Raw genomic sequence first — 22,309 nt, 5'->3', positions numbered from 1 at the left:
TTCCGATATGTGCAGGTATCCGGCCGGGCTCGCCCGGTCACCATAAAAAACGGAGGAGACGTCAATGAAGCTGAAGTGGAGTGGTGTAGCGGTACTCGCGGTATTCGCCGGCGCGGCCCATGCGCAGTCGTCGGTCACGTTGTACGGCGCGATCGATTCGGGCCTCATCTATCAGAGCACATCGGCGTCGTCGTTCTCGCCGACCGCGCGTAACAACGGGCACCTGTTCGGCTACAAGGACGCCGGTATCTATTCGAGCTTCTGGGGTATCAAGGGGACCGAGGACATCGGCGGCGGCTACCGGGTCAACTTCAGGCTGCAGGGGGTGTTCAACAGCGGCAGCGGCAAGCTCGGGCTCGCTAATACGACGGGCGGTACCGCCGTGTTCAACCAGCAGGCGACGGTCGGCCTTTCCGGGCCGTTCGGCTCGTTCGACGCCGGGCAACAGTTCACGCCGATGATCTACGCGATGGCCGATACGGACGTGCGCGGGGCGCAGTACTTCGGCAGCATCCTGAGCGCATGGCTCGGGCTGAATCAGGTCGCCGGCTGGCCCGGGACGAACACGAACGTGCCGCTTGGCGCGCTGTACGACGGCAACGCGCTCGTCTATCAGTCGCCGAAGTTTTACGGTGTGTCGGCGGCGCTCGAGTACGCGCCGGGCGGCGTGCCGGGCCAGATTCAGGGCGGCACGCGCGAATCGGCGGTGCTCAAGTATTCGAACTACGGCCTCAATCTGTCCGCGGTCTACTACAACGCTCACGACACGAACCTCGCGGCGGCCGCACCGACCGGTCTCGACAATAACCGGCTCTACTATTTCGGCGCGAAGTACACGTTCCGCGGCATATCGGTGTCGGCGTCGTACGGGATCGGCAGGAATCCGTCGAATACAAAACTCGCGGACTACGAAATGATTTCCGGCGGTCTCGGCTACCAGTTCAGCCCTTTTTTCCGGATCACGTCCGGCTTCTACTACCTGAAGGACCGCAACAATTCGGCGAACCATTCGAGTGAATACGCGGTGGGCGCGGAATACAGCCTGTCGAAGCGCACGACGGTCTACGCGCAGGTTGGTTATGTCGCGAACCGCGGAACGATGAACCAGACGATCACCTACGGCGAGCCGGTCGCGCCGGGCGTGTCGACTACGGCCGCGATGCTCGGGCTGCGTCACAGCTTCTGATGAATGGCAATCGAAACGGAGAACAACGATGAAAACGATAGATGGACTCAGGGTGGCACTGGGTGTTGCGATCGCGGTGGCGTCGATCGGCGCGTGGTCGCAGGACGGTGCGTCGACAGCGGCTTCGGCCGGCGCGGCGGTCACGGCGTCCGGCGGCACGACGGCCAAAGCTGCGCGGCAGGCGAATCGGGCGCTGCGGCGCAAGGTGTACGCGGCGCTGGCGAAGCACAAGGAGATCGACGCGGGCAACATCGGCATCGCGGCGAAAGGCGGCGCGGTGATGCTCAGCGGCACGGTTCCGGACGCGTCGCAGATCAATACCGTGGCCGAGGTCGCGAAGAGCGTCGAGGGCGTGACCTCGGTGACCAGCAGGATCACGGTGCAGAAGCCGTTTGGCCAGTAGGGCGGCGTGCATCTGTCACAACCCCGGCACGCAGCATGACACAGTGATGGACTACTCACGATGTCATCGCAATACGGAACGCGCGGGAATCATCTGCGACACGCCGTATTGAGTGCCGGGCTCATCAATTCCATTCCCCGATTTTTTCTTATTCCCAACCTGCCTTTGGAGACATGACATGAACTTTCTCGACGGTTCGCTTTACCCCGAAAACCAGCAACCCCTGGTTATCACAGCCGCGCCCTATGCACCATCGTGGGTGCCCTCCGACTTTCCCGAGGATATTCCCGTCACGATGGAGCAGCAGATCCAGAAGGCCGTGGACTGCTACAACGCTGGTGCTACGGTGCTGCATCTGCATGTACGTGAACTCGACGGCAAGGGCAGCAAGCGCCTCTCGAAGTTCAACGAGCTGATCGCCGGCGTGCGCAATGCGGTACCGGAGATGGTCATCCAGGTGGGCGGCTCGATCAGCTTCGCACCGGAAACCGAAGGGGCCGCGGCCAAGTGGCTATCCGACGACACGCGCCACATGCTGGCCGAACTCGATCCCAAACCCGACCAGGTCACGGTGACGATCAATACCTCGCAGATGAATGTCGTGGAACACTGGGAGGATGCTGACGTCAAGGGAACTTCGATGGAAGACCCCGAGGTCTACAACGCCTACAAGGAGATGACGGTGCCGGCGCAGCCCGGCTGGGCCGAGGAACACATCCGGCGCCTGAACGAAGCGGGCATCCAGAGCGCCTTCCAGTGCTACAACATCAACAGCTTCGAATCGGTGGAGCGGCTGATCCGGCGCGGCATCTACAAGGGTCCGCTGGTCATGAACTGGGTGGCTATCGGTGGCGGCATGGACGCACCGAATATCTACAACCTCGCCAACTTCGTGCGCGCCGTGCCGGACGGCGCGGTGCTGACAGTGGAGAGTTCGATGCGCAACGTGCTGCCGGTCAATATGATGGGCATTGCAATGGGGCTGCACGTGCGCTGCGGAATCGAGGACAACCTGTGGAACCAGGCGCGCACGAAGAGGATGAGCACGGTCGAGCAGATCGAGCAACTGGTGCGCATCTCGCGCGAGTTCGGCCGCGAGGTGGCCACGGCCCAGCAGGCGCGCGCGATCAGCAAGATCGGGGTGTTCTACGACACGGTGGAAGAGACTTTGCTGGCCAACGGTTTCGCGCCCAACCGTAACGGTGGCAATCAGGGCTTTCTGCGCAAGGCCGGGTGAATTGTTGAGCGCAGGTCGGTTTGACGGAGGCGCGCGCCCCAGGTGATGCGCCGGACCGACGGCGGGTTGACTTTCATCATTCGGTCGCAAGGAGAGTCACTCGTGACCCGTCCGGTGTGGGCCACATGGGTATCACGGCTGAGAACCTGGTGACCAAATGGGGCATTACGCGCGAGCAGCAGGACGCGCTGATGGTGGAGTCGCCCCGCTGGGCGGCGCAAACGATCGTCGAAGGGCGCTTAAAATCTCAGATCGTCCGTATCGTCAAACAGACGAAGAAGGGTGAAGTGATATTCGCCACCGACGAACACGTGAAGGCTGGCACGACGATGGAGACGCTCGTCAGGACTCTTCCCGCGGCAGTGTTGATCATGCCACGCGTTGTCTTCGTGATGGCTCAGACACCGTTCACCGGGTCTCGTCGCCCGCAAAAATACCGTTCTCGGGATCCACGCACTCGGTGTCCACACATTGCACGTGCCAGTGACCGCTCATCAGCGTGCGGCCTTCGTTAGCGCACCATTGTGCACGCCCGGTCTCTCCTTCGAACGGACCGTCGGGCGCGTTGAGATCGAGCCCTTCGAGTACGCAGGCGGGTATTGAATCATGCGGGCCGCACACGAGCGTGTTGCCACAGTCGACGTGCAGCGTGCCCCACTCGGGCAGTTCGAGCCCCAGGTGCCCTTCACGCGACCATTGACGCTTTTCCTTATCGAGCCAGAGGATGACAAACGCCATTGGATTGACACGGTCGAAAGTGTCCAGGTGGATGGTGAGGCGCATGAGTTTCTCCTTGTGTAACACGTGCATCTGCAACTTGCGGTGAGCCGGTTCACTGGCTCAGCACCCACTGGATCAGGATATGGGCGTCGTCCCGGGTGATCGGGCCACCGCGGTCCGGTGGCAGCGGCATGGCCGTGTCGCCCCAATGCGCTTTGCCGCCGACACGCAGTTTGTGTTCGAGCATCGCCTGAGCGCCCGGCACGTCGCGATAGCGTTCCGCGATCTGCTGGAATGAAGGCGCGAGGAAGGGCGCGTCGCGGGTGTGGCAGAACATGCAATGTTGCTGATCGACCAGCGCGGTCGGCTCGGACTGCGCGAGCGCTGCGCCATGTGCTGTCAGCAACACGACAAGCAGGTTTGCGGCAAAAAATTGCGAGGACGCGGCATTCACGACACACACTCCACGAGAGGCTCCAAGGCCAGTTTAGGGTGGAGGACGCCGTTGCGATTGACTCAAGTCAATCGGCTTTCGCGAAGATGAATCTGGTTGAAGGCCGAGGTCTGTCATGCCCGCATTACACGCACTACACGCGGGCGAGACCCTCCATATCCAGAATTCTGATCTGCTTGCCATGCGTATCGACCAGACCGTCTTTCTGGAACTTCGACAACATGCGGCTGACGGTTTCGAGTTTCAGACCGAGGTAGCTGCCGATCTCCTCACGCGTCATGCGTAGATGAAACTCGGCCGGCGAGTAGCCGCGCGACTTGAGCTTGCCCGACATATTCAGCAGAAACGTCGCGACCCGCTGGTCGGCGGACATCGTGCCGAGCAGCATCATCAGGGTTGCCTCGCGCACGATCTCGCTGCCCATCAGTCGATGCACATGCTGCTGTACCGCTTTGACATCGCGGCACATGGCTTCGAGAAGGTGGAACGGGATGATGCAGACCTTGCTGTCTTCGATGGCGAGCGCATCGCAGCTATGCCGACCTGAACAGATGCCGTCGAGGCCGAGCACATCGCCGGCCAGATGAAAACCCGTCACGTGTTCGCGGCCGTCACGATGCATCACGACCGTTTTGAAGGAGCCGGCGCGAACAGCGTAGATGCTCTGGAATGAGTCGCCCGCACGGAACAGCGATTCACCGCTTTTGATCGTGCGCGAAGGGCATATCAGCGCCTCGATCCGTTCGGTCTCGGCCGGCGTCAGACCTTCCGGCATGCAGAAGGCGTTCATCGCGCAACTCGAGCAATTGGCGCCGGCGCGTTTCGGTGCGGGCGTCTCCGGTGACGCGGTCCTCGGCGAGGACTGAGGCGCTTGCACGATGAGGGGCAGGGTTTCGGAATAGTCGGCAACGTCAGACATGATGTGCTCCAGGATAATGGAGGCCACGTGCGCAGTGCTCGTGGGCAATCCGCTTGATCGTGTTACAGGCAAGATCGAATTCGCTTGTTTTGTCGAAGAAATACTGTGCGCCATGCGCGACGCACGCTTGGCGGAACCCGGTGCCCGAATGATTCGTCAGCACGATCGTGATGACCGGAGACCGGCTTTGCGCGAGCGCGCGCAGCAGGTCCATGCCGGTGCCGGCGGTCAGATGCAGATCCATGACCACGACGTCGGCGTCGGTCATGCCGATGCCGTCGAGGGCGGGGCCGGGTTCCTCGGCAACACCCACGATCTCGACACCTTCGATCGCCGTAAAGCGCGCCGCCATGCGTTTGCGGATCGAAATCGTGTCCTCGACAAGGAACACGCGCAAGGCTGGCAGTGAGGGGCTTGAGTTCATGGCTCGAAGTATCGTCCGCGCTATCTCGAAATAAAATCGGCAGCGAACGAGCTTCAGGTAGGCAAGCGCGAAGCGGGTGTAGGGAATTTCCTACACGCGCTTCGCGAAGGTATAGAGGCCGCCGACGCGGCGAAAGCAATGACAGCGGAATGGGTGCCGCGACAGAAGGGGTGCGACTGCGCTAGATATCCTCGTCTTCCCCAAGCAGCTTGTGGCGCAGCGCGTAGCGCACCAGCGCGGCTTCGTGCGGCATCTGCATTTTTTCGAGGATGCGGGTTTTATAGGTGCTCACCGTCTTGCTGCTGACACACAATTCGGCGGCAATCTCGGTGAGCGTTTGCCCTGCGGCGACGCGGCGAAATACGTCGAATTCGCGATCGGACAGGCGCTGATGGGGCAGCGTGTCGGCAGGTTCGTTCAGGCTCTGTGCAAAGCGTTCAGCCATCGCCAGGCTGACATAGACGCCGCCAGCGGCCACCTTGCTGACCGCCGTGACCAACTCCGCGCTGGCGCTTTCCTTGGTGAGATAGCCCGAGGCGCCGGCCTTGAAGGCACGCACGGCGTACTGCTGCTCCGCATGCATGGTGAGCACGAGAATGCGCAGCGCCGGCAGTTCTTCCTTGAGTTGTTTGATCAACTCGACACCGTTGCGCCCCGGCATCGACAGATCCAGTACGAGCACATTGGCCGGATGCGAGCGCGCCAACGCAATCGTGCTGACGCCATCGTTGGCTTCACCGACCACCTCGAAGCCCTTGGCGTTCTGCAGGATATGTCGCAGACCATCGCGCACGAGCGCGTGGTCGTCGGCAATCAGCACTCGAATCATGTTTGCGTCTCCTGCTGTTGCACGGTCGCCACTGGAAGCGTGACGATCAGCGCGAAGCCTTTGCCGTTGGAAGTATGAATTTCGACTGTGCCGCCCAGCATGTACGCACGTTCGCGAATGCCGAGCAAGCCAAAGGATTTTTCGGCCGACGGCGTCGATGCAGTGGCCCCGCGGCCGTTGTCCGCGACCTGTACGACGCAGGCGCCGGCTTCGATCCGCACGGTGAGTTCGACGACCGTTGCCTCGGCGTGGCGGGCGACATTGGTCAGCGCTTCCTGGACAATACGGAACAGCGTGGTCGCGCCTGCCGGCGCGAAATGCACGTCGCCGACTTCGATGTCGCGTTCCACGTCGATGCCGTAGCGGTTCGTGAAATCGTTGGCGAGCCATTCGATCGCCGGAATCAGACCGAGGTCGTCGAGCATGACCGGGCGCAGGTCGGCGGCGATGCGGCGTACCGACGCGACAGTGGCGTCGATCAGTCGACGCATACCCCGCAATTGCCGCAGCAGCTCAGGTTCGGCCGTGGATTCGAGCGCCTGTTCGACGGCGGAAAGGTCCATTTTCAGTGCGGTCAACTGCTGCCCGAGATCGTCGTGCAATTCGCGGGCAATGCGGGTCTTTTCCTCCTCGCGAACCTTCTGCAGATTGGCCGAGAGTTCGCGCAACTCCTCGCGTGTTTTACGCTGGGCGTTCTCCGCTTTGACGCGCTCCGTGATGTCACGCAGCATGACCGTATAAAGTTTGCTGTCGCCGTCGCGAACCTGGGAAATCGACGCTTCGATCGGAAATTCCTCGCCGTTGCTGCGCAAGCCGAACAGCACGCGTTGCTGTTTGCCCATCTGCCGCTCGGACACTCCCGTTACGCCGAACTGTTCGACATGTTGCGCGTGCGTTGCGCGAAAACGTTCCGGAATGAAGCGCGAGAGCGAGGCGCCGAGCGCTTCCGCCGCACTGCAGCCGAACACGTGTTCGGCCATGGGATTGAAGATGATGATGTTCTGCCGTTCGTCGACGGTAATGATGGCTTCCATCGACGAGCGGATGATCCCCATCAGGCGTGCCTCGTTGGCGCTCGAGAGGTTGCGCGCCGCGTCCGTGGCGCTGGCGGCGCCGCGTGTCCGGACGGCCAGGAAGGCCGCGACGGCGAAGAGACAGGCGGCAGCGAGGCATGCCAGCAGCAGGCTGTTTTCCCTGACGGGAGCTTCGCGCAGCGACAGGTCCACCGACCAGCGCCATATTTCGAGCGCCAGCGCGAGCGCGACAACCAAGGCGAGTGCCCCGACAAGCAGGGGGCGCCGCACGAGCGCCGCGATTCGCGCTTGCAACGAGGAGCCGGCAGTAAAGGGCGTTTTACCGTGAGGGGGCATGGGCGCCTCTGGGAAGAAAGACGATCCACGGCACGGGCCGATGGCGGCTCCGGGGTAGATCACGAGTGCCACAGTGTTGTCCGCCCGGTCGCATTCAATTTCTACGCCGGTCGTCACAGTGCACGCGCCGCCCATTTTGCGCGATTTGCACGGATCATGCCAGCGGCCATCGATCGATGGCGAAGTCTATCGACTCGGGTTAGTGCGACATCAGTACCGGAACCGTCATCGACTGAAGCATTGTTTGTGTGACGCCGCCAAGGAGCCTCTCCTGAATGCGCGTGTGACCGTATGCGCCCATTACCAGCAGATCGATATGAAGGTCAGTGAGCATGTTCAGGAGCAGGATTCCGGTCGAGATGCCGCCTGCCGGCAGGGCGGTGTCCGCGAAGCCTGCCTGGATGCCGTGCCGCTCCAGCCACGCGGCGACGTCGAGGCCAGTCGGCTTGCCGTCGGACGGATGGCGCTGCACCGTCGCCACGGTGACGAATTTCGCGGCTTTGATGACCGGCAGGGCATCAGCCATGGCCCGGGCGCTCTCGCGGCTGCCGTCCCACGCAATCAGCACACTTTCCGCAAACGAACGGACGGCGCCGGCGTAGGGCAATACGACAGCCGGGCGGCCTGAACTCATGACTACGTCGTCGATAAAGTGGCGGTCGATATACGACGAAGGCTCTTCCGGATCGTACTGGCCGAGAATGAGCAGGTCGGCGTGGCGAGCGTGCAGAACGGCCGTCTCGACCGCCGGCCCCGCCGGTGCGCGCCATTCCACGCTGATGCCGGCCCGCTCGCCGGCCGCGAGGAAGCGCGCTTGTGCGTTCTCCCGCGCGATGTCGCGCTGCGCTTCGTGCGCGGCGGCCCAGACGCCTTCACCGTGTAGAAAGAGCGGCGGCGTCGGATCCTGACATACCACGTACAAGCCGATCAGATGCGCTTCGTAGCGGCGGGCCAGTTCCAACGCGAATTCGGTGCGCGCGGCGCTATAGGGGCTGTCGTCCAGATGCACCAGCAGGGTTTTGCAGCTCATGACGGTTCCTTGGCGGTTTCGGATGCCGGCGTTGTTTCGCTCGTAGCGGGTTGAGCGCAGCGGGCGGGGATCATCAACACAGGACACTCTGCGATGCGCAGAAAATGTTCGGCGACGCTGCCGAGCACCATCCGCCGGAAGCCGCGCCGGCCGTGGGTGCCCATCACCACCACGTCGGCTTTGAAGTCGGCGGCGGCGCGCCGGATGCAATGCGCGACGTCGTCGGTAACCGGATCCGCCTCGATGACGCGCGGTGTGCCTGCTACCCCGGCGCGGCGCATGCGCGCGACCGCGTCGTCGCTCACATGCCTGCCTTCTTCGAGAAGCGCGTCGCGAACGTAGGACGGGTCGTAGGCGGGCACGTCATAGGCCATGACCGGAACGTCCACCACGAACAGCGGCTGTACTTGCGCGCCGGCGTCGTGCGCCAGTTGCAAGGCTGCGTCGAGTGCGCGCAGCGACGTTTCGCTGCCATCGACTGCGACCAGAATCTGCTGGTACATCGTGTTCTCCTGAAAGAGGCCGGTGCCGTAAGGACGCCGGCGTGGTCAATGCGACATCAGCACCGGCACGGTCATCGACTGAAGCAGCGTGCGGGTTGCACCGCCCATCACCAGTTCCTGCCAGCGCGCGTGGCCATAGGCACCCATCACGAGCAGGTCCGCGCCAAGATCGGCCGCTTCCGATAACAGGGTGTCGCCGACCGATGCCCCGGCGCCCGCCTGGACGTCCTTGATCTCGACACGGATGCCGTGCCGCGCGATCACCGTCGCGATGTCGGCGCCTGGTATGCGCAGACGCGCTTCGCCGCGTGCACCGTTGACCGCCACGATCGTGGTGAGCCGGGCTGTGTGCATGAACGGCAGCGCATCGTGCACCGCGCGGGTGGCTTCGCGGCTGCCGTCCCAGCAGACCATCACGTGGCCGCCGGGTGAAACGACGCTGGTGGCATGCGGCACCAGCAGCACCGGACGGCCGGCGGACATGACGAGGTTTTCGGGGAAATAGTCGCCGACGTACGACTCCGGATCATGCGGGTCATCCTGACCGGCAATGATCAGATCGGCGTAGCGTCCGCGATGCGGCACGGCGAGGCTGGCGGGCTGATCGACGGCGATCCACTCGCCCGCGACCTCGGCGCGGCTCAATTCCGCATGAAAGAGGCGTTCGAGCGCGCCGCGCCGCTCGGCGCGCAACTGCTCATTCGCCGCGTAGTAGTCGGCGGTTCCGGACATCACGTATAGCGAGCGGGCATCGGGCGTGAACACGGCAAATACGCCGGTCAGGTGGGCGCCGAAGTGCTTCGCGAGGCGCAGCGCCATTTCGAGCCGCGGATGCGCGCGCTGGCTCGTGTCCAGGTGAACGACGATAGTTTTGTAGCTCATTGCTCAACTCCATCAGTAAGTGAATGGGCAGATGCGGGGCGCACGAACGCGTGATCTGAGTCTATGGGCCGGCGAGTCCGCGGCATTGATTCAGATCAACGGTGCGGTGCCGGCCGATCGACGCCGACGCTCGCTGACGAAGCGCGGCGCTTGATATGGATCATGAGCGCTGCCGCCGCCGCACCTATGCTCGTGGCATGCACTGCGAATCCCGCATGCGGATGCACAACAACGTGCGGTATGGAGGTTGAAATGCCCGAAGCGAAAATTCTCGTCGTCTATTTTTCGCGCACCGGGACCACGCGACTGCTTGCGTCGGTGCTTGCCAGAATGCTGGCCGCCGATCTCGAAGAGATCTGCGACTGCAGCGATCGCGAAGGTCCGAGCGGCTATCTGCGCTCGCTGGCCGATGCGATCCGCCGGCGCCCCGTGGAGATCGTTCCGGCTGGATTGAGCGTGTCGAAGTACGACCTCGTCGTGATCGGGTCGCCGGTGTGGGCCAGTTCGGTGTCGGCTCCGGTGCGTTCCTATCTGATCGAGAACCGTGCGCAGCTTCCGCACGTGGCATTTTTTTGCAGCTTCGGCGGACGCGGCGCCGATAAGGCGCTGCGCGAGATGGGTGAACTCGCGGGCAAACCCGCCGTCGCCTCATGCAAAGTCAAAGCGGCTGCGGCGCATGAGGATGCGCATGCGGCGCTTGCCGCCTTCGTCGGCGGATTGAAGCGGCATCTTGCCCGGTCGAGTGAGCTTGCCTGGATGTGCTGATTGACCGAGGCGGTAGCGCGTCGGCAACATCATTCGTGTTTCCGCAAAGGCTATCGTCAGAGCAGCGATCTGGCGCGTTCACGACCCGCGACCAGTTTGCCGTGAACACACATCGTCCCGCTGCCGGACGGCGACTTTCTTGCCGCCCGGCAAATCGCTGGCTACTGACGCTAGCCGGCTAGTGATCCCGCAGCGCCGAAAACGCCTTGTAGACGACCCGAGGATCATGCTGTCCCTTGTAGACATCCGGTGCGGTCTTATCCAGCCCGAGCAGCGCATAGACGGCGTTCTGCGCTGAGCGCACCGAGTATTCGACGGTGAACACGACGTCGTCGGGCAACTCGCAGAATTGCCCGATGAAGGCGAGGTTGCGCCAGCCATCGGGCACCACGGCGGGCCGATCGCCGCGGAGGCGCGGCAGGAACTGGCTCGTGATGAACGGCATCATGCACGGAATGCAGTTGGCGTGCTCGAGGATTCGGGACGCTTCGGCCTCCACCCTCAAATGACCGAAAAGCTCTGTGAGGATTTCACGGCCGGTGCAGGCGGACATCGGTTTGCCGACGAAATTCCCAGGCTCGTCGACGCGCAAGCCGTACCCCCAGAACACCTGCACGTCCGCAGGCTGACCGATGAAATGCGGCTGATGCGGCAACACGATCGAGGCGAGCCAGCTCGACTCGGGAAAAGTGATCAGGCCGCCTTCGCCAGGCACATTGCCGGTCAGGTCGCGGATCAGCCGGAATAACGTGGGGTCGCGCAGGGTCACGGTGAACGAGAGCCACTTCGACGCGTCGATATGATCGGCGAAGACCGACGGCTGCCCGAATTCGGGCCGGCCGGCCGCGATGTTTTTCCACAGGCTCCAGGCGCCCGTATTGTCTGTTGTTTCCAGTGGCGCGGGACGATCCATCCCGCCCAGGCTGGACGCCGCCGTCATCGAGCCGAGCGTGACGATCACCTTGTCGGCGGCGCCGACCGGCACCTCGACGCGTTGCTGCGCGCGCTCGCAAACAATGCCGCTCACGCGGCTCAACGCACCGCTTTCGTCGAACACGAGATCGGTGACGCGAGTGTCCGGCTGAAACAGGACGCCATGCTCGTCCAGCCAGCGGCGGAGCGGCCGGACCATCGAATCGTACTGGTTGTAGACCGTGCGCATGATGCCGTGCAGCTGGTTGAAGCCCGCGGACATATGCGCGAAACGCAGCAGATAGCGGCGGAATTCGGCGGCGCTATGCCATGGCTGGAAAGCGAACGTCGTGCACCACATCAGCCAGAAATTGGTCTCGAAGAAAGAGGCGTCGAAGTGATCGGCGATCCGGGTTTTGCCGAGCATGATTTCCGGTTCGATCGACAGGCGGCCCAGCGTCATCAAGTGTTTTTCGGCGAGCCCGTAAGCGGGCGCATCTTCGCGTTTGCCGTCTCTCACGAGCCGCGAACTGGAGGACGTGCGGAGGGTCTCGTTCCAGTCGAAGATTTCCTGCGTCACGCTCCTGCTGTCGTCCAGCGTCGGAATCGACGAGAAGAGGTCGTAGGTGCATAAATATTTTTTCTCGAGCATGCGTCCGCCACGCACGACGTAGCCGCTTTCCGCGTTGCCCGCGCCGTCCAGGCTGCCACCCGGCTTGTCGAGCGCTTCGAGAAGGGTGATATCGCAGCCGCGCACGTGACCGTCGCGGATCAGGAAGGCGGCTGCCGCCAGCGAGGCGATGCCGCCGCCGACGAGATAGAACTTGCCGCCTTCTGTCGCATCTCGGCCGAGATCCGCAAGCCGGGCCTGTGCGTGAGTGGGGTCAGATTTTTGCACGTTGTTTTCCTTTTCATGTTCGCCGCGACCGGACTGCAATCGGACTGCGACCGGACCGCCCTGACGTACGGGGCGGACGTTGGTCCAACATACGCGTGGCATCGGCATCTGGATTGAGTTGGATCAAGCGAAGGTCATGCACGAAAACATGCCGGCCGTCGTGAGTGCCTCGTGCCACATGCCGCTGATCCGGGAACCCGCAGTCGCCTGAATGCTGCCCCGCCAGGGCCGGTCCAGCAGAACGGTGCGCTGGCGTGCGCTTGATACAGGTCAAGCGCGCTCGGGCGCGGGCGTCTACATTGAATCGATAACTGCCTCGCGCTGAACGGCAGTGAGAATGGCAAGTGCGCTTGCAAGCCACCGAAACGACCCGAGGATCATCATGGCAACTGACCCCACCATCCCGCTCGATCCGCATCGCGCGAATCCGGGACTTGCACTTCGAATGCAGCGTTCCGGACACAAAGGCCGCCAGCCAGCTTGCCAGTTCGAGATGCCGCGCATCAAACGCGATCTCGCCACGACGGGATGCCGCCGCGCGCCGGAAGGAGAACAGCATGTCGGATAAGCGGGTTGCCTTTATCACCGGTGGCATGGGCGGACTCGGCGCCGCGATTAGCCGGCGTCTTCACGACGCCGGCATGGTAGTTGCCATGTCGCATTCGGAACGCAACGATCACGTGGCCACCTGGCTGACGCACGAGCGCGACGCGGGCCGGCACTTCCATGCCTACGAAGCCGACGTGACAAGTTTCGACTCGTGCGCGCATTGCGCCGAACGCGTGCTCGCCGAATTCGGTTCGGTCGACGTGCTGGTCAACAACGCCGGCATCACACGCGATTCGACCTTTGCCCGAATGAGCAAGGAGCAGTGGGATGCGGTTCTGCGCACCGATCTCGATTCGCTGTTCAACATGACCAAGCCTTTGCTAGGCGGCATGATCGCGCGGCGCTTCGGGCGCATCGTCAATGTCGGATCGGTCAACGGCGCGCGTGGCGCTTTCGGCCAGACCAACTATGCGGCGGCGAAAGCCGGAATCCACGGCTTCACGATGTCGCTGGCATTGGAAGTCGCGAAACATGGTGTGACCGTCAACACCGTCTCACCCGGCTACCTCGCGACCGCCATGACGGCGGCCGTACCGAAGGAGGTGATGGAGACGAAAATTCTGCCGCAGATTCCGCTCGGCCGCCTTGGCCAACCCGACGAGGTTGCCGCGCTGGTGGCATTTCTCTGCTCGGACGACGCGAGTTTCGTGACGGGCGCGGATTTCGCGATCAACGGCGGTATGCATATGGGCTGACGCGGCGTGGCCGGCACGTCAGATCCGCGCGTGTCCGCTCGCCGCCGGTTTGCGGGATCCCGGGCAGCCGTAGCCTCGCAATAGCTATATCGCTTGATACATGTCAATCGCCAGGCCGCGAGCCAACCTAAAGTCGGTCGTATAGCAGGATCGTTCCGATCAATGGAGGTAGCACATGAAAGCGCTCGTGTATCACGGCCCCGGCAAGAAATCGCTCGACGAACGGCCGATTCCCACCTTGCTTGCGCCCACCGATGCGATCGTCAAGATGACGCGCACGACGATTTGCGGCACCGATCTGCATATTCTCAAAGGCGATGTGCCGACCTGCGAGCCGGGGCGCATTCTCGGTCATGAAGGCGTCGGCATCGTGCAGGAGGTCGGCGCGGCGGTGTCGTCGTTCAAACCCGGCGACCGGGTGCTGATTTCGTGTATTTCGTCGTGCGGAAAATGCGCTTACTGCCGGCGTGGCATGTACTCGCATTGCACGACCGGCGGCTGGATTCTCGGCAACAAGATTGACGGCACGCAAGCCGAATACGTGCGTATTCCGCACGCGGAGACGAGCCTGTATCCGATCCACGCGGGCGCGGATGAAGAAGCGCTCGTGATGCTCTCCGACATCCTGCCCACCGGCTTCGAATGCGGCGTGCTGAACGGCAAGGTTCAGCCCGGCAGTACGGTCGCTATTGTGGGTGCCGGGCCGATCGGCCTCGCCGCGCTTCTGACCGCGCAGTTCTATTCGCCGGCGCAGATCGTCATGATCGACCGCGATCCGAACCGTCTTGAAGTGGCAAGCCGTTTCGGCGCCACCGCATGCGTCGATATCAGCCACAACGACCCCGTTGCGGCCGTGATGGAGTTGACTGAGCAGACGGGTGTCGATTGCGCGATCGAGGCAGTCGGCGTACCCGCCACGTTCGAATTGTGCCAGTCGCTCGTTGCGCCCGGCGGCGTGATTGCGAATGTGGGCGTGCATGGCGTCAAAGCCGATCTGCACCTCGACACACTTTGGGATCGCAATATTGCGATCACGACGCGTCTGGTCGACACCATCAGCACGCCGATGCTCCTGAAGACCGTTCGCGCGGGCCGTATCGATCCCGCACGGCTCATCACGCATCGTTTCCAGCTTGAGGATGTAACCGGCGCCTACGACACCTTCAGCCGCGCAGCCGAGACGCACGCGCTGAAAGTGATCATCGACGTGTCGTGAACGGGGCGTCGTGCCGTACGGATAACCGGATCGATCAAACGCGAGGCACGGGTCATACCGTCGGCGCTGCGCTGCGTAGTCGTCATCAGCCGTGCATGCGGTGGTCGACGATCTGATCGTGGGTTAGCTTGCGGCGCGCGGCCCACGCGCGTTGTTGCATGCAGCCTCTTTTTACTTTAAGTGGACGAAGAATCAGGAGCGATTCATGGCGCTTTCCGGAAAAGTTTTCGATGGCGATTGGTCTGTGTCGGCTGAGACGCATCAAACGACGGGTGGTTTCGACTGTACGATCCTGCTCAGCCACAGCACGCCGGAAGGCATGTTCACGCACGAGTTCAGGCACGACAGCATTTTTCCGAGCGAACGTGAGGCCGTGCTCGCCGGGCTGCGTGAAGGGATGGTCTGGGTCCAGCTCAAGATGTCGAAGACGTTGTCGGTTTAGGCAGAAGCGCCATATTCAGGGTTTAGGCGCGGACGTCACACTCAGGGTTTAGGCAAAGGCGCCACACTCAGGCGTCGACGGCGGGGCTGCCCGCGGACAACTCGACGATTTCCGCGGTGATTTCTTCCTGTCTCAACCGACGGAACTCGCCGGTCAACTGGTCAAGTGTGTCGTGAACGTTGGTGCGCGCGGCAATCATCGCGCGCATGCGGGCTTCGTTTTCAGCGGCAAACGACAGCATGAGCGCTTCGCACAGTTGTGCGTAGACATACTCTTCGGCGAGTTCCGCCAGCAGGTGCCGCGGCGCAAGCGTGACGAGCGGTGCGAGGCGACGCACAGGAACGGCGAAGCGCGTGAAATCGAACGGCAACAACGATTTCTGCACGATGTCGATGGCCGTGGACAACTGCGGCACCGCATGGAGCATCGTCACGCGGGTTGTGCGGCCTGTTTCCAGACGTTCGTACAGCGCTTCGGTAATCCGGCTGGCCAGCGCCGCGACCTCGTCGGCGTGGGCGACCATCGGCGCGGACCAGCCGATACTGAGCCCGTGCGCCTCGGCCACCACGGCGCCGCGCCCGCCGATCACGAAGTAATCGCAGGTGTTGGAAGCTGGCAGTTGCGCCGCCGCCTCGATCATGTGTTCGTTGAAGGTGCCGACGAAGCCCTGTTCAGCACACACAACGATCACCACATGCGCACCGGGACCGGCGCCGGCGGGTGTGGTTTGCGCGCCGCGCTCGTCGAGCATCAGCGCGTCGCCGATTGCGGAGCCGATCATATCGGCGCACGCGCGGATGCCATCGAGCCGGTTGCGCGCCTCCTGGGAACGCGCCGCCGCGATGCCGCGCATCGCGCTCACCACGGATTCGAGTTCGTGCACGCTCGCAATGCGTGCCTCGACGTCGCTGAGTTTATTGCTCACGGCGAGACGGCCTCGGTTGTCGTTGTCAACTGCCCGGCGAGGTCGCGTACCGCCACGACGAGCGCGGCGCGCGTTTCATTGTCGAGCGTGCCCGTCGCCGTGAGGGCGGCCGCCGCTGCCGCGCCGCCGTGCGCATCCAGATGCGCGGCCAGCCGCGTGCGCACGAACGGAATGCTGTCGATGGGCAACGCGTCGAAGACGCCGCTGTCGAGCGCGGCGAGCAGGGCGATTTCGTCGACGGGACGCAAGGGGGTAAAGCGCGGTTGCGTAATCAGCGCGCGAATACGCTCGCCGCGCGCGACCTGCGCCTTGACCCGCGCATCGCTGAGCCCGCCGAAGCGCGTGAACATTTCGAGCTCCAGAAACTGCGAATAGTCGAGCCGCAGCCGTCCCGACACGCTGCGCAGCGCGGCGGTTTGCGCCTTGCCGCCGACCCGGCTCACGCTCAGGCCGACGTCCACCGCGGGGCGCTGGTTCGCTGCGAACAGGCCGGAGTCGAGCACGATCTGCCCGTCGGTGATGGAGATCAGATTGGTCGGAATATAGGCGGACAGATTGCCGGCGTCGGTTTCCGCAATCGGCAACGCGGTCAGCGAACCGCCGCCCAGTTCGCCCGAGAGCCTCGCCGCCCGTTCCAGCAGCCGCGCATGCAGATAGAAGATATCGCCGGGGTAGGCTTCGCGGCCGGGCGGCTCGCGAGTGAGCAACGCCAGTTCCCGGTGCGTGGCAGCGTGTCTCGTCAGATCGTCGATCACCACCAGCGCGTGTTGTCCCCGGTCGCGGAAATATTCGGCGATCGTCATTCCCGTAAAAGGTGCGATCCATTGCAGACCGGGCGAGGCCGCCGCCGACGAGACGACGAACACGCATCGTTCAGGCGCACCGTGCTGGCGGACCGCGTCGATTGCGCGCTGCACCGCCGTCGCACGCTGACCGACCGCCACGTACACGCAGATCATGTCGGAGTTTTTCTGGTTGACGATCGTATCGAGCGCAATCGAGGTCTTGCCGGTCGCGCGGTCGCCGATGATCAGCTCGCGTTGCCCGCGGCCGATCGCGAACAACGCGTCGATCAGCAGAATCCCGGTCGCCACCGGCTGCGTGACCAGATCGCGCTCGATGATCGCAGGCGCGGGGCGCTCGATCGGCATACGCGCGGCAGCCGGCACGGCTTCGTCGCGATCGAGCGGCCGGCCGAGCGGATCGACCACCCGGCCAAGCAGACCGGGCCCGACCGGCACCTCGACCACCTGGCCCGTGCCGGCGACGCGCGAGCCCGCGGCGATTGCGTCGCCATTGTCGAGCAGGACCGCGGAGATCGTGCCGGCATCGAGCGTGAGCGCGAAACCGAGCCGGTCGCCGTCGAAGCGCAGCAGTTCGTTCAACCGCACGTCGGGCAGACCCGAGACGAGCGCAATACCGTCGGCGACGTGCTCGACGCGCCCCACCGTTTGCGCATGCGCGGAGAAGCGGGTTTGTGCCAGCGTGGCGCGGCTGCGCGCAAGCCAGTCGTCTGCTGCTGAATCAGGCGGGATGGGTGTCATGGCCGAGCAGTTCCGTTTTGAGGTGCGCGAGGTCATCGCGAAAGCTGTTGCGCACGATCGCATGAGGCGCTTCGAGTTCGAGTCCGGCAATGATGGCCGGGTCGACCGACGCCTCGAGCACGACCTCGCGGCCGAGCACTTGCGCGAGTGCCGCGCGGCAACTGGCCAGTTCGTCGCCGCTCAAGGCGCGCGCGGCGACGAGCCGCAAGCCGTCGCCGCCGTTATCCAGTTGCGCACGGGTGGCGTCCGGCAAGTTGGCGAGCGCGGCAGCGAGGCCGTCGATAAAACCCGCGACGCGCGCTTGCGGCGGCAAGTGGTCAAATAAGCGGTCAAGTAAGCGCGCAGCGATGTCGAGCGCCAGTTGCGAGGCCCGCGCGGCGTCGGACTGGGCCGCGTCGCGGCGCATGGCATCGATCTCGGCCTGGGCGGCGGCCCGCAGGCGGTCGGCGTCGGCGTGCGCGGCGCTCTCGAGCGATGCCTTCAGCGCGGCGGCCTCCGCAGCGGCGGCTTCGAGAATCTGCCCGCGCTGCTGCGCAAGCCGCGCCATTTCCGCGGCGGCCTGGGCCTGCGCGGCGCCGGCCTCCGCTTTGGCCGCGGCGGCATCGTTCATCAGCGAGGCGGCGGCTTGCTGGCGCTCAGCGACCATCCGGGCGACCGGCCGGAATAGAAACCGCGCGAGCAGCCAGATCAGGATCAGCGCATTGACGGTTTGCAGTCCGAGCGTCCACCAGTCGATATGCATGACGGTCTCGCGCTTACTTGATGAACGGATTGGCGAACAGAACCAGCAGTGCGATCACGAGGCAATAGATCGCCATCGTCTCGATCATCGCCAGCCCGACAAATAGCGTGCGCGAAATGGTGCCGGCCGATTCGGGCTGGCGTGCCAGCGCGTCCATGGCGGCGGCGACCGCGCGGCCTTCGCCGAGCGCCGGCCCGATTGCGCCGAACGAGACCGCGATGGCCGCGGCAAGAATACTGACGACCTGGATGAGATTGTTCATGACGTGCCTTATTGTTGATTCGTGGGTTGCGGTGAAGCGTCGGCGAGCGCCGCGCCGATAAAAACCATCGCCAGTACGGTGAAAATGTAGGCTTGCACCGCGCCGGTCAGCAGATCGAGCGCCATTAGCGGAATCGGCACCAGCAGCCCGGCGAGCGACAGCACGATGCCGACCACGAACACGCCGCTCATCACGTTGCCGAACAGACGCACGACCAGCGAAAAGGTGCGCGTGATCTGCTCGACCACGTTCAGCGGGATCATGATCCAGGTGGGCTCGGCAAAGGTCGCAAGATAGCGGCCGAGGCCGCGGGTGCGCACGCCGTAAAAAATCGTCGCGCAGAACACGATCAGCGCGAGCGCGGCGTCGGTCTCGACGTGCGCCGTCGGCGGCTCGACGCCCGGCACGAGCGAGGACCAGTTGCTGATCAGAATGAACAGGAAGAGGGTGCCGATCAGCGAGCGGTAGGCGCCCGGTTCGGTCTGCATCGTGTCGCGGATCTGGTCGTCGACCGTGCTTACCAGCAACTCCAGCACCGTCTGCGCTTTCGACGGCACCAGCGCGAGGCGCCGTGTGATCAGCGCCGCGGCCGCCCCCAGCAACGCGATGATGACCCACGTCGTGACCACCGGCGCCGACACCGGCACGGGCCCCAGGTGAAAGAGCGGCTCGGTGGCAAGTGGAGAATGCATCATGGTTGCACCCTGACCCGTTGCACTACCCAATGCCGCGCGAGCAGCAGCCCGGCGGCGCCCCCCAATAGCGGCCAGGGTCCGAGCCGTGCCAGCACGACGAAGACCACAGCCAGCACGCCGAGGCGGGCCAGTTGCAAACCGATCGCCCGGCCGGGCGCACCGGCGATCAGCAGCCGCACGTTCCAGCGCAAACCCGTGAAATGGATCCAGCCCGCCAGCATCCCGGCGACGAGGCCGATTGCCATCTGGGCGGCGAAAACAGAATGGGATGTCATGGTCATTTTCTCCTCGTTTGCCGGTGCATCCATTTCCATGCGGACCATAAACCGATGCCCGCGCCGATCATCAGCAGTGGCGCGGAAAAGAACACGCCGGTGCCGAAATAACGATCGAGCCAATGACCGAGCGCGAGCGCGAGTAGCGTCGGCACCACGATCGTCCAGCCGAGAATGCCGATCTGGCCGAGGCGCGCGCCGAGCGACGGCTCGGGTTCGTCGCGTGCTTCGCGCTCCCGCAGAGCGGCTTGGCGGGCCGCGCGTGAGACGCGCTCGGCTGAAGGATCGATTGACGGGTTGGCTGCAGGGTTGGACGGGTCGGCCGGTTTGCCGGTCGACTCGCCGGCCGTGTTGCCGCGTTTTTGACCGCGATCCTGGCCGTCATCGCGGTTCATGCTCCCTCCTTGCTGTGCGCGCCGTTATCGTCGCGCAGGGCGGGCGCTGCGCCCGGGCGCAGATAGCGCAACAACTGCCGAACCGCTTGCGCATGCAGACGGGTTTGTTCGACGCGAGCGCGCCGCGCCATATCCAGGCGCTTCGCGCGAGCCGCCTCGACGGCCGCCTGCAATTCCACGAGCGTGTCGCCGCGAATGCCGTCGCGACACGCGATCGTGACGCTGCGACCTTGCGCGACTCTCAGCACGCCACCTTCCACTGCGCAGAAATGCGGCGCGTTATCGGCGCCATGCCAGCGGATCACACACGGCACGAGCACGGTCAGGAAGTCCGCGTGGCCGGGCAGAATGCCGAAGTTGCCGCTTTCGTCTTCCGCGCGTAGCGCCATGACCTCGGTGCTATCGACCAGTACCGCAGCCGGCGTGGCGATCGTCAGGTGGAGAGGTTGGCTCATTTCGCGGCGCCTGTTGTGGCAGGCGGTGGGACCGTGGCCACGGCGGATGCAACGGCGGGCGGCGTGGCCGGGTGCGAAGCCTCTTCCCGTGCGCGTGCTTCGTCGAGCGTGCCCACCATGTAGAGCGAGCTTTCCTGCCACGTATCGCAATCGCCCGCCAGAATCGCCTTGCAACCGGCGAGCGTGTCGGCGACCGCGACGGAGCGGCCGGGTACGCCGGTGAACGCTTCGGTGACGGCGAACGGCTGGGTCAGAAAGCGTTGCAGCCGGCGCGCGCGGCCCACGATGCGGCGGTCGTCGGCGCCGAGTTCTTCCACGCCCAGCAGCGAAATCACGTCCTGCAGTTCACGATAGTGTTCGATGGTGCGCCGTACTTCGGTGGCGATGGCCACATGCGCTTCACCGACGACAAGCGGATCGAGCAGCACCGACGACGACGCGATCGGATCGATTGCCGGATACATGCCTTCGGCGGCCATGGAGCGTGACAGCACGACCATGCTGTCCACGTGCGCGGCGATGGTGGTGACGGCCGGGTCGGTGAAATCGTCGGCCGGCACGTAGACCGCCTCGATGGCCGTCACCGAGACGTCGCCGACCGACACAATGCGCTCCTGCAACGCGGCCACTTCGCTTGCCAGGGTCGGCTGATAGCCGACCCGCGACGGCAGCCGCCCCAGCAGGCCGGACACTTCCGCGCCCGCCTGAACGAAACGGAATACGTTGTCCATCAGCAGCAGGACATTCTGGTGCCGTTCGTCGCGAAAGTATTCGGCCACGGTGAGCGCGGTGAGCGGCACGCGCCAGCGCGCGCCGGGTGGCTCGTTCATCTGCCCGTACACCAGCACGGTGCGCGGCAGGACGCCGGAGCCGCGCATGTCGAGCAGCATTTCATGGCCTTCGCGTGAGCGCTCGCCGACCCCGGCGAAGACCGAGATGCCCTGGTAGCGCTCGACCATCGCGTGAATCAGTTCCATCACCAGCACGGTTTTGCCGACCCCGGCGCCGCCGAACATCGCGGCCTTGCCGCCTTGCGCGAGCGGCGTGAGCAGATCGATGATCTTGATGCCGGTCGCGAAGATCTCCGTGGCGGCGCCCTGCGACGACAGCGGCGGCGGCCGGCGATGGATCGGCCGGCGCGGGACGTCGGCCGGCAAGGGCACGCCGCGATCGCCCGGCGTGCCGGTGACGTCGATCAGACGGCCGAGCATGGCTTCGCCGACCGGCACCTGGATCGGGCCGCCGGTCGCCTGAACGGGCGCACCGCGCCGCAGGCCATTGGTGGATTGCAACGCGAGCGCGCGTACCGTGGCATCGTCCAGATGGGCCTGCACTTCGGCGATGATCGGCGGCCCTTCATCCGTGACGATCGAAAGCGCTTCTTCGATAAGGGGAAGCGCCACGCCGTCGAAAGCGACGTCGACGACCGCGCCGCGCACCGCGATTACGCGACCATGAACCGTCGCAACGGGCGCCTGCCCGGACGGGGCATCTGTTGATGGCGTGTCGGGCCGCATGTCGA

The 22,309-nt window shown here is 64.2% G+C and carries 28 protein-coding genes; 9 read left to right on the top strand and 19 right to left on the bottom strand.

Annotation, left to right across the window (positions count from 1 at the left end; genetic code table 11):
- Positions 1-64 precede the first annotated feature (64 nt).
- The 4 genes from PQQ95_RS07240 to PQQ95_RS07225 all read left to right on the top strand — a co-directional run bounded on the left by PQQ95_RS07240 (position 65) and on the right by PQQ95_RS07225 (position 3,341).
- Positions 65-1,186, top strand: a complete 1,122-nt coding sequence (locus PQQ95_RS07240) for a porin (RefSeq protein ID WP_408436305.1) — start codon at positions 65-67, stop codon at positions 1,184-1,186.
- 28 nt (positions 1,187-1,214) lie between these two features.
- On the top strand, positions 1,215-1,589 hold the full coding sequence (locus tag PQQ95_RS07235; protein ID WP_408436302.1) for a BON domain-containing protein: 375 nt from the start codon (positions 1,215-1,217) through the stop codon (positions 1,587-1,589).
- A gap of 178 nt (positions 1,590-1,767) precedes the next feature.
- Positions 1,768-2,826 (top strand): beta-keto acid cleavage family enzyme, encoded by a 1,059-nt coding sequence (locus PQQ95_RS07230; protein WP_408436300.1) that lies wholly within the window; start codon positions 1,768-1,770, stop codon positions 2,824-2,826.
- Between the two features lie 125 nt (positions 2,827-2,951).
- Positions 2,952-3,341, top strand: coding sequence for a thiolase family protein (locus tag PQQ95_RS07225; RefSeq protein WP_408436297.1), 390 nt, complete (start codon positions 2,952-2,954; stop codon positions 3,339-3,341).
- Here the strand turns inward: PQQ95_RS07225 and PQQ95_RS07220 are convergent.
- The 9 genes from PQQ95_RS07220 to PQQ95_RS07180 all read right to left on the bottom strand — a co-directional run bounded on the left by PQQ95_RS07220 (position 3,235) and on the right by PQQ95_RS07180 (position 9,957).
- Positions 3,235-3,609, bottom strand: a complete 375-nt coding sequence (locus PQQ95_RS07220; protein WP_408436294.1) for a DUF3564 domain-containing protein — start codon at positions 3,607-3,609, stop codon at positions 3,235-3,237. The two genes, PQQ95_RS07225 and PQQ95_RS07220, sit on opposite strands and share 107 nt — an antisense overlap.
- 49 nt (positions 3,610-3,658) lie before the next feature.
- A complete protein-coding gene (locus tag PQQ95_RS07215) occupies positions 3,659-4,000 on the bottom strand; it encodes a c-type cytochrome (protein WP_408436291.1) in 342 nt (113 codons plus the stop codon).
- Between the two features lie 133 nt (positions 4,001-4,133).
- Complete coding sequence (locus PQQ95_RS07210) at positions 4,134-4,919, bottom strand: helix-turn-helix domain-containing protein (RefSeq protein WP_408436288.1); 786 nt, start codon at positions 4,917-4,919, stop codon at positions 4,134-4,136.
- Positions 4,912-5,343, bottom strand: coding sequence for a response regulator (locus tag PQQ95_RS07205; RefSeq protein ID WP_408436285.1), 432 nt, complete (start codon positions 5,341-5,343; stop codon positions 4,912-4,914). Before PQQ95_RS07205 ends, PQQ95_RS07210 begins: the two co-directional genes overlap by 8 nt.
- Positions 5,344-5,524: 181 nt before the next feature.
- Positions 5,525-6,172 (bottom strand): response regulator, encoded by a 648-nt coding sequence (locus tag PQQ95_RS07200; RefSeq protein ID WP_408436282.1) that lies wholly within the window; start codon positions 6,170-6,172, stop codon positions 5,525-5,527.
- The gene (locus PQQ95_RS07195; protein WP_408436279.1) at positions 6,169-7,542 is read right to left on the bottom strand and encodes a PAS domain-containing sensor histidine kinase; all 1,374 of its coding nucleotides are present in this window, start codon (positions 7,540-7,542) and stop codon (positions 6,169-6,171) included. The genes PQQ95_RS07200 and PQQ95_RS07195 overlap by 4 nt, the downstream gene beginning before the upstream one ends.
- A gap of 199 nt (positions 7,543-7,741) precedes the next feature.
- A complete protein-coding gene (locus PQQ95_RS07190; RefSeq protein WP_408436276.1) occupies positions 7,742-8,572 on the bottom strand; it encodes a universal stress protein in 831 nt (276 codons plus the stop codon).
- Positions 8,569-9,075 (bottom strand): universal stress protein, encoded by a 507-nt coding sequence (locus PQQ95_RS07185; RefSeq protein WP_408436273.1) that lies wholly within the window; start codon positions 9,073-9,075, stop codon positions 8,569-8,571. The genes PQQ95_RS07190 and PQQ95_RS07185 overlap by 4 nt, the downstream gene beginning before the upstream one ends.
- A 45-nt stretch (positions 9,076-9,120) precedes the next feature.
- Entirely contained in the window at positions 9,121-9,957 is an 837-nt protein-coding gene (locus tag PQQ95_RS07180; RefSeq protein WP_408436270.1) for a universal stress protein, read from the bottom strand.
- Between the two features lie 252 nt (positions 9,958-10,209).
- On the opposite strand from PQQ95_RS07180, the gene PQQ95_RS07175 reads away from it, so the two are divergent.
- Positions 10,210-10,722: a flavodoxin family protein gene (locus PQQ95_RS07175; RefSeq protein WP_408436267.1), complete on the top strand. Its 513-nt coding sequence runs from the start codon at positions 10,210-10,212 to the stop codon at positions 10,720-10,722.
- A gap of 178 nt (positions 10,723-10,900) precedes the next feature.
- Here PQQ95_RS07175 and PQQ95_RS07170 read toward each other — a convergent pair whose 3' ends face one another.
- Complete coding sequence (locus PQQ95_RS07170; RefSeq protein ID WP_408436265.1) at positions 10,901-12,532, bottom strand: oleate hydratase; 1,632 nt, start codon at positions 12,530-12,532, stop codon at positions 10,901-10,903.
- 382 nt (positions 12,533-12,914) lie between these two features.
- Here PQQ95_RS07170 and PQQ95_RS07165 point away from each other — a divergent pair, with 382 nt between their 5' ends.
- The 4 genes from PQQ95_RS07165 (at position 12,915) to PQQ95_RS07150 (ending at position 15,494) form a co-directional block, all read left to right on the top strand.
- Entirely contained in the window at positions 12,915-13,100 is a 186-nt protein-coding gene (locus tag PQQ95_RS07165) for a hypothetical protein (protein ID WP_408436262.1), read from the top strand.
- Complete coding sequence (locus PQQ95_RS07160; RefSeq protein ID WP_408436259.1) at positions 13,090-13,836, top strand: beta-ketoacyl-ACP reductase; 747 nt, start codon at positions 13,090-13,092, stop codon at positions 13,834-13,836. Before PQQ95_RS07165 ends, PQQ95_RS07160 begins: the two co-directional genes overlap by 11 nt.
- Positions 13,837-14,011: 175 nt before the next feature.
- Entirely contained in the window at positions 14,012-15,052 is a 1,041-nt protein-coding gene (locus tag PQQ95_RS07155) for a zinc-dependent alcohol dehydrogenase family protein (protein ID WP_408436256.1), read from the top strand.
- 205 nt (positions 15,053-15,257) lie between these two features.
- On the top strand, positions 15,258-15,494 hold the full coding sequence (locus PQQ95_RS07150) for a UDP-glucose 4-epimerase (RefSeq protein ID WP_408436254.1): 237 nt from the start codon (positions 15,258-15,260) through the stop codon (positions 15,492-15,494).
- 67 nt (positions 15,495-15,561) lie between these two features.
- Here PQQ95_RS07150 and PQQ95_RS07145 read toward each other — a convergent pair whose 3' ends face one another.
- Genes PQQ95_RS07145 through atpD form a run of 9 tightly spaced genes read right to left on the bottom strand, consistent with a single transcriptional unit; the run spans position 15,562 to position 22,304 of the window.
- Positions 15,562-16,419: a F0F1 ATP synthase subunit gamma gene (locus PQQ95_RS07145; RefSeq protein ID WP_408436251.1), complete on the bottom strand. Its 858-nt coding sequence runs from the start codon at positions 16,417-16,419 to the stop codon at positions 15,562-15,564.
- Positions 16,416-17,963, bottom strand: coding sequence for a F0F1 ATP synthase subunit alpha (locus PQQ95_RS07140; RefSeq protein ID WP_408436248.1), 1,548 nt, complete (start codon positions 17,961-17,963; stop codon positions 16,416-16,418). Before PQQ95_RS07140 ends, PQQ95_RS07145 begins: the two co-directional genes overlap by 4 nt.
- On the bottom strand, positions 17,944-18,705 hold the full coding sequence (locus PQQ95_RS07135) for a F0F1 ATP synthase subunit delta (RefSeq protein ID WP_408436245.1): 762 nt from the start codon (positions 18,703-18,705) through the stop codon (positions 17,944-17,946). Before PQQ95_RS07135 ends, PQQ95_RS07140 begins: the two co-directional genes overlap by 20 nt.
- Positions 18,706-18,718: 13 nt before the next feature.
- Positions 18,719-18,967 (bottom strand): F0F1 ATP synthase subunit C, encoded by a 249-nt coding sequence (locus PQQ95_RS07130; protein ID WP_408436242.1) that lies wholly within the window; start codon positions 18,965-18,967, stop codon positions 18,719-18,721.
- An 8-nt stretch (positions 18,968-18,975) separates the two neighbouring features.
- Entirely contained in the window at positions 18,976-19,662 is a 687-nt protein-coding gene (locus tag PQQ95_RS07125; RefSeq protein WP_408436239.1) for a F0F1 ATP synthase subunit A, read from the bottom strand.
- Positions 19,659-19,937: an N-ATPase subunit AtpR gene (locus PQQ95_RS07120; protein WP_408436236.1), complete on the bottom strand. Its 279-nt coding sequence runs from the start codon at positions 19,935-19,937 to the stop codon at positions 19,659-19,661. Before PQQ95_RS07120 ends, PQQ95_RS07125 begins: the two co-directional genes overlap by 4 nt.
- A gap of 2 nt (positions 19,938-19,939) precedes the next feature.
- Complete coding sequence (locus PQQ95_RS07115; protein ID WP_408436234.1) at positions 19,940-20,332, bottom strand: AtpZ/AtpI family protein; 393 nt, start codon at positions 20,330-20,332, stop codon at positions 19,940-19,942.
- Positions 20,329-20,787, bottom strand: a complete 459-nt coding sequence (locus tag PQQ95_RS07110) for a F0F1 ATP synthase subunit epsilon (protein ID WP_408436231.1) — start codon at positions 20,785-20,787, stop codon at positions 20,329-20,331. Before PQQ95_RS07110 ends, PQQ95_RS07115 begins: the two co-directional genes overlap by 4 nt.
- The gene (gene atpD / locus PQQ95_RS07105; RefSeq protein WP_408436981.1) at positions 20,784-22,304 is read right to left on the bottom strand and encodes a F0F1 ATP synthase subunit beta; all 1,521 of its coding nucleotides are present in this window, start codon (positions 22,302-22,304) and stop codon (positions 20,784-20,786) included. The genes PQQ95_RS07110 and atpD overlap by 4 nt, the downstream gene beginning before the upstream one ends.
- Between the last annotated feature and the right edge of the window lie 5 nt (positions 22,305-22,309).

Source organism: Paraburkholderia caffeinilytica, from assembly GCF_046030355.1.
GTDB lineage: Bacteria > Pseudomonadota > Gammaproteobacteria > Burkholderiales > Burkholderiaceae > Paraburkholderia > Paraburkholderia caffeinilytica_B.
Note: the sequence above shows the minus strand (reverse complement) of the source record. Positions and strands in the feature narration are given on the sequence as shown.

Coding starts and splice junctions, on each gene's coding strand:
- PQQ95_RS07240 (WP_408436305.1), top strand. CDS start 65: ATGAAGCTGAAGTGGAGTGGTGTAGCGGTACTCGCGGTATTCGCCGGC.
- PQQ95_RS07235 (WP_408436302.1), top strand. CDS start 1,215: ATGAAAACGATAGATGGACTCAGGGTGGCACTGGGTGTTGCGATCGCG.
- PQQ95_RS07230 (WP_408436300.1), top strand. CDS start 1,768: ATGAACTTTCTCGACGGTTCGCTTTACCCCGAAAACCAGCAACCCCTG.
- PQQ95_RS07225 (WP_408436297.1), top strand. CDS start 2,952: ATGGGTATCACGGCTGAGAACCTGGTGACCAAATGGGGCATTACGCGC.
- PQQ95_RS07220 (WP_408436294.1), bottom strand. CDS start 3,609: ATGCGCCTCACCATCCACCTGGACACTTTCGACCGTGTCAATCCAATG.
- PQQ95_RS07210 (WP_408436288.1), bottom strand. CDS start 4,919: ATGTCTGACGTTGCCGACTATTCCGAAACCCTGCCCCTCATCGTGCAA.
- PQQ95_RS07205 (WP_408436285.1), bottom strand. CDS start 5,343: ATGAACTCAAGCCCCTCACTGCCAGCCTTGCGCGTGTTCCTTGTCGAG.
- PQQ95_RS07200 (WP_408436282.1), bottom strand. CDS start 6,172: ATGATTCGAGTGCTGATTGCCGACGACCACGCGCTCGTGCGCGATGGT.
- PQQ95_RS07195 (WP_408436279.1), bottom strand. CDS start 7,542: ATGCCCCCTCACGGTAAAACGCCCTTTACTGCCGGCTCCTCGTTGCAA.
- PQQ95_RS07190 (WP_408436276.1), bottom strand. CDS start 8,572: ATGAGCTGCAAAACCCTGCTGGTGCATCTGGACGACAGCCCCTATAGC.
- PQQ95_RS07185 (WP_408436273.1), bottom strand. CDS start 9,075: ATGTACCAGCAGATTCTGGTCGCAGTCGATGGCAGCGAAACGTCGCTG.
- PQQ95_RS07180 (WP_408436270.1), bottom strand. CDS start 9,957: ATGAGCTACAAAACTATCGTCGTTCACCTGGACACGAGCCAGCGCGCG.
- PQQ95_RS07175 (WP_408436267.1), top strand. CDS start 10,210: ATGCCCGAAGCGAAAATTCTCGTCGTCTATTTTTCGCGCACCGGGACC.
- PQQ95_RS07165 (WP_408436262.1), top strand. CDS start 12,915: ATGGCAACTGACCCCACCATCCCGCTCGATCCGCATCGCGCGAATCCG.
- PQQ95_RS07160 (WP_408436259.1), top strand. CDS start 13,090: ATGTCGGATAAGCGGGTTGCCTTTATCACCGGTGGCATGGGCGGACTC.
- PQQ95_RS07155 (WP_408436256.1), top strand. CDS start 14,012: ATGAAAGCGCTCGTGTATCACGGCCCCGGCAAGAAATCGCTCGACGAA.
- PQQ95_RS07150 (WP_408436254.1), top strand. CDS start 15,258: ATGGCGCTTTCCGGAAAAGTTTTCGATGGCGATTGGTCTGTGTCGGCT.
- PQQ95_RS07140 (WP_408436248.1), bottom strand. CDS start 17,963: ATGACACCCATCCCGCCTGATTCAGCAGCAGACGACTGGCTTGCGCGC.
- PQQ95_RS07135 (WP_408436245.1), bottom strand. CDS start 18,705: ATGCATATCGACTGGTGGACGCTCGGACTGCAAACCGTCAATGCGCTG.
- PQQ95_RS07130 (WP_408436242.1), bottom strand. CDS start 18,967: ATGAACAATCTCATCCAGGTCGTCAGTATTCTTGCCGCGGCCATCGCG.
- PQQ95_RS07125 (WP_408436239.1), bottom strand. CDS start 19,662: ATGATGCATTCTCCACTTGCCACCGAGCCGCTCTTTCACCTGGGGCCC.
- PQQ95_RS07120 (WP_408436236.1), bottom strand. CDS start 19,937: ATGACATCCCATTCTGTTTTCGCCGCCCAGATGGCAATCGGCCTCGTC.
- PQQ95_RS07115 (WP_408436234.1), bottom strand. CDS start 20,332: ATGAACCGCGATGACGGCCAGGATCGCGGTCAAAAACGCGGCAACACG.
- PQQ95_RS07110 (WP_408436231.1), bottom strand. CDS start 20,787: ATGAGCCAACCTCTCCACCTGACGATCGCCACGCCGGCTGCGGTACTG.
- atpD (WP_408436981.1), bottom strand. CDS start 22,304: ATGCGGCCCGACACGCCATCAACAGATGCCCCGTCCGGGCAGGCGCCC.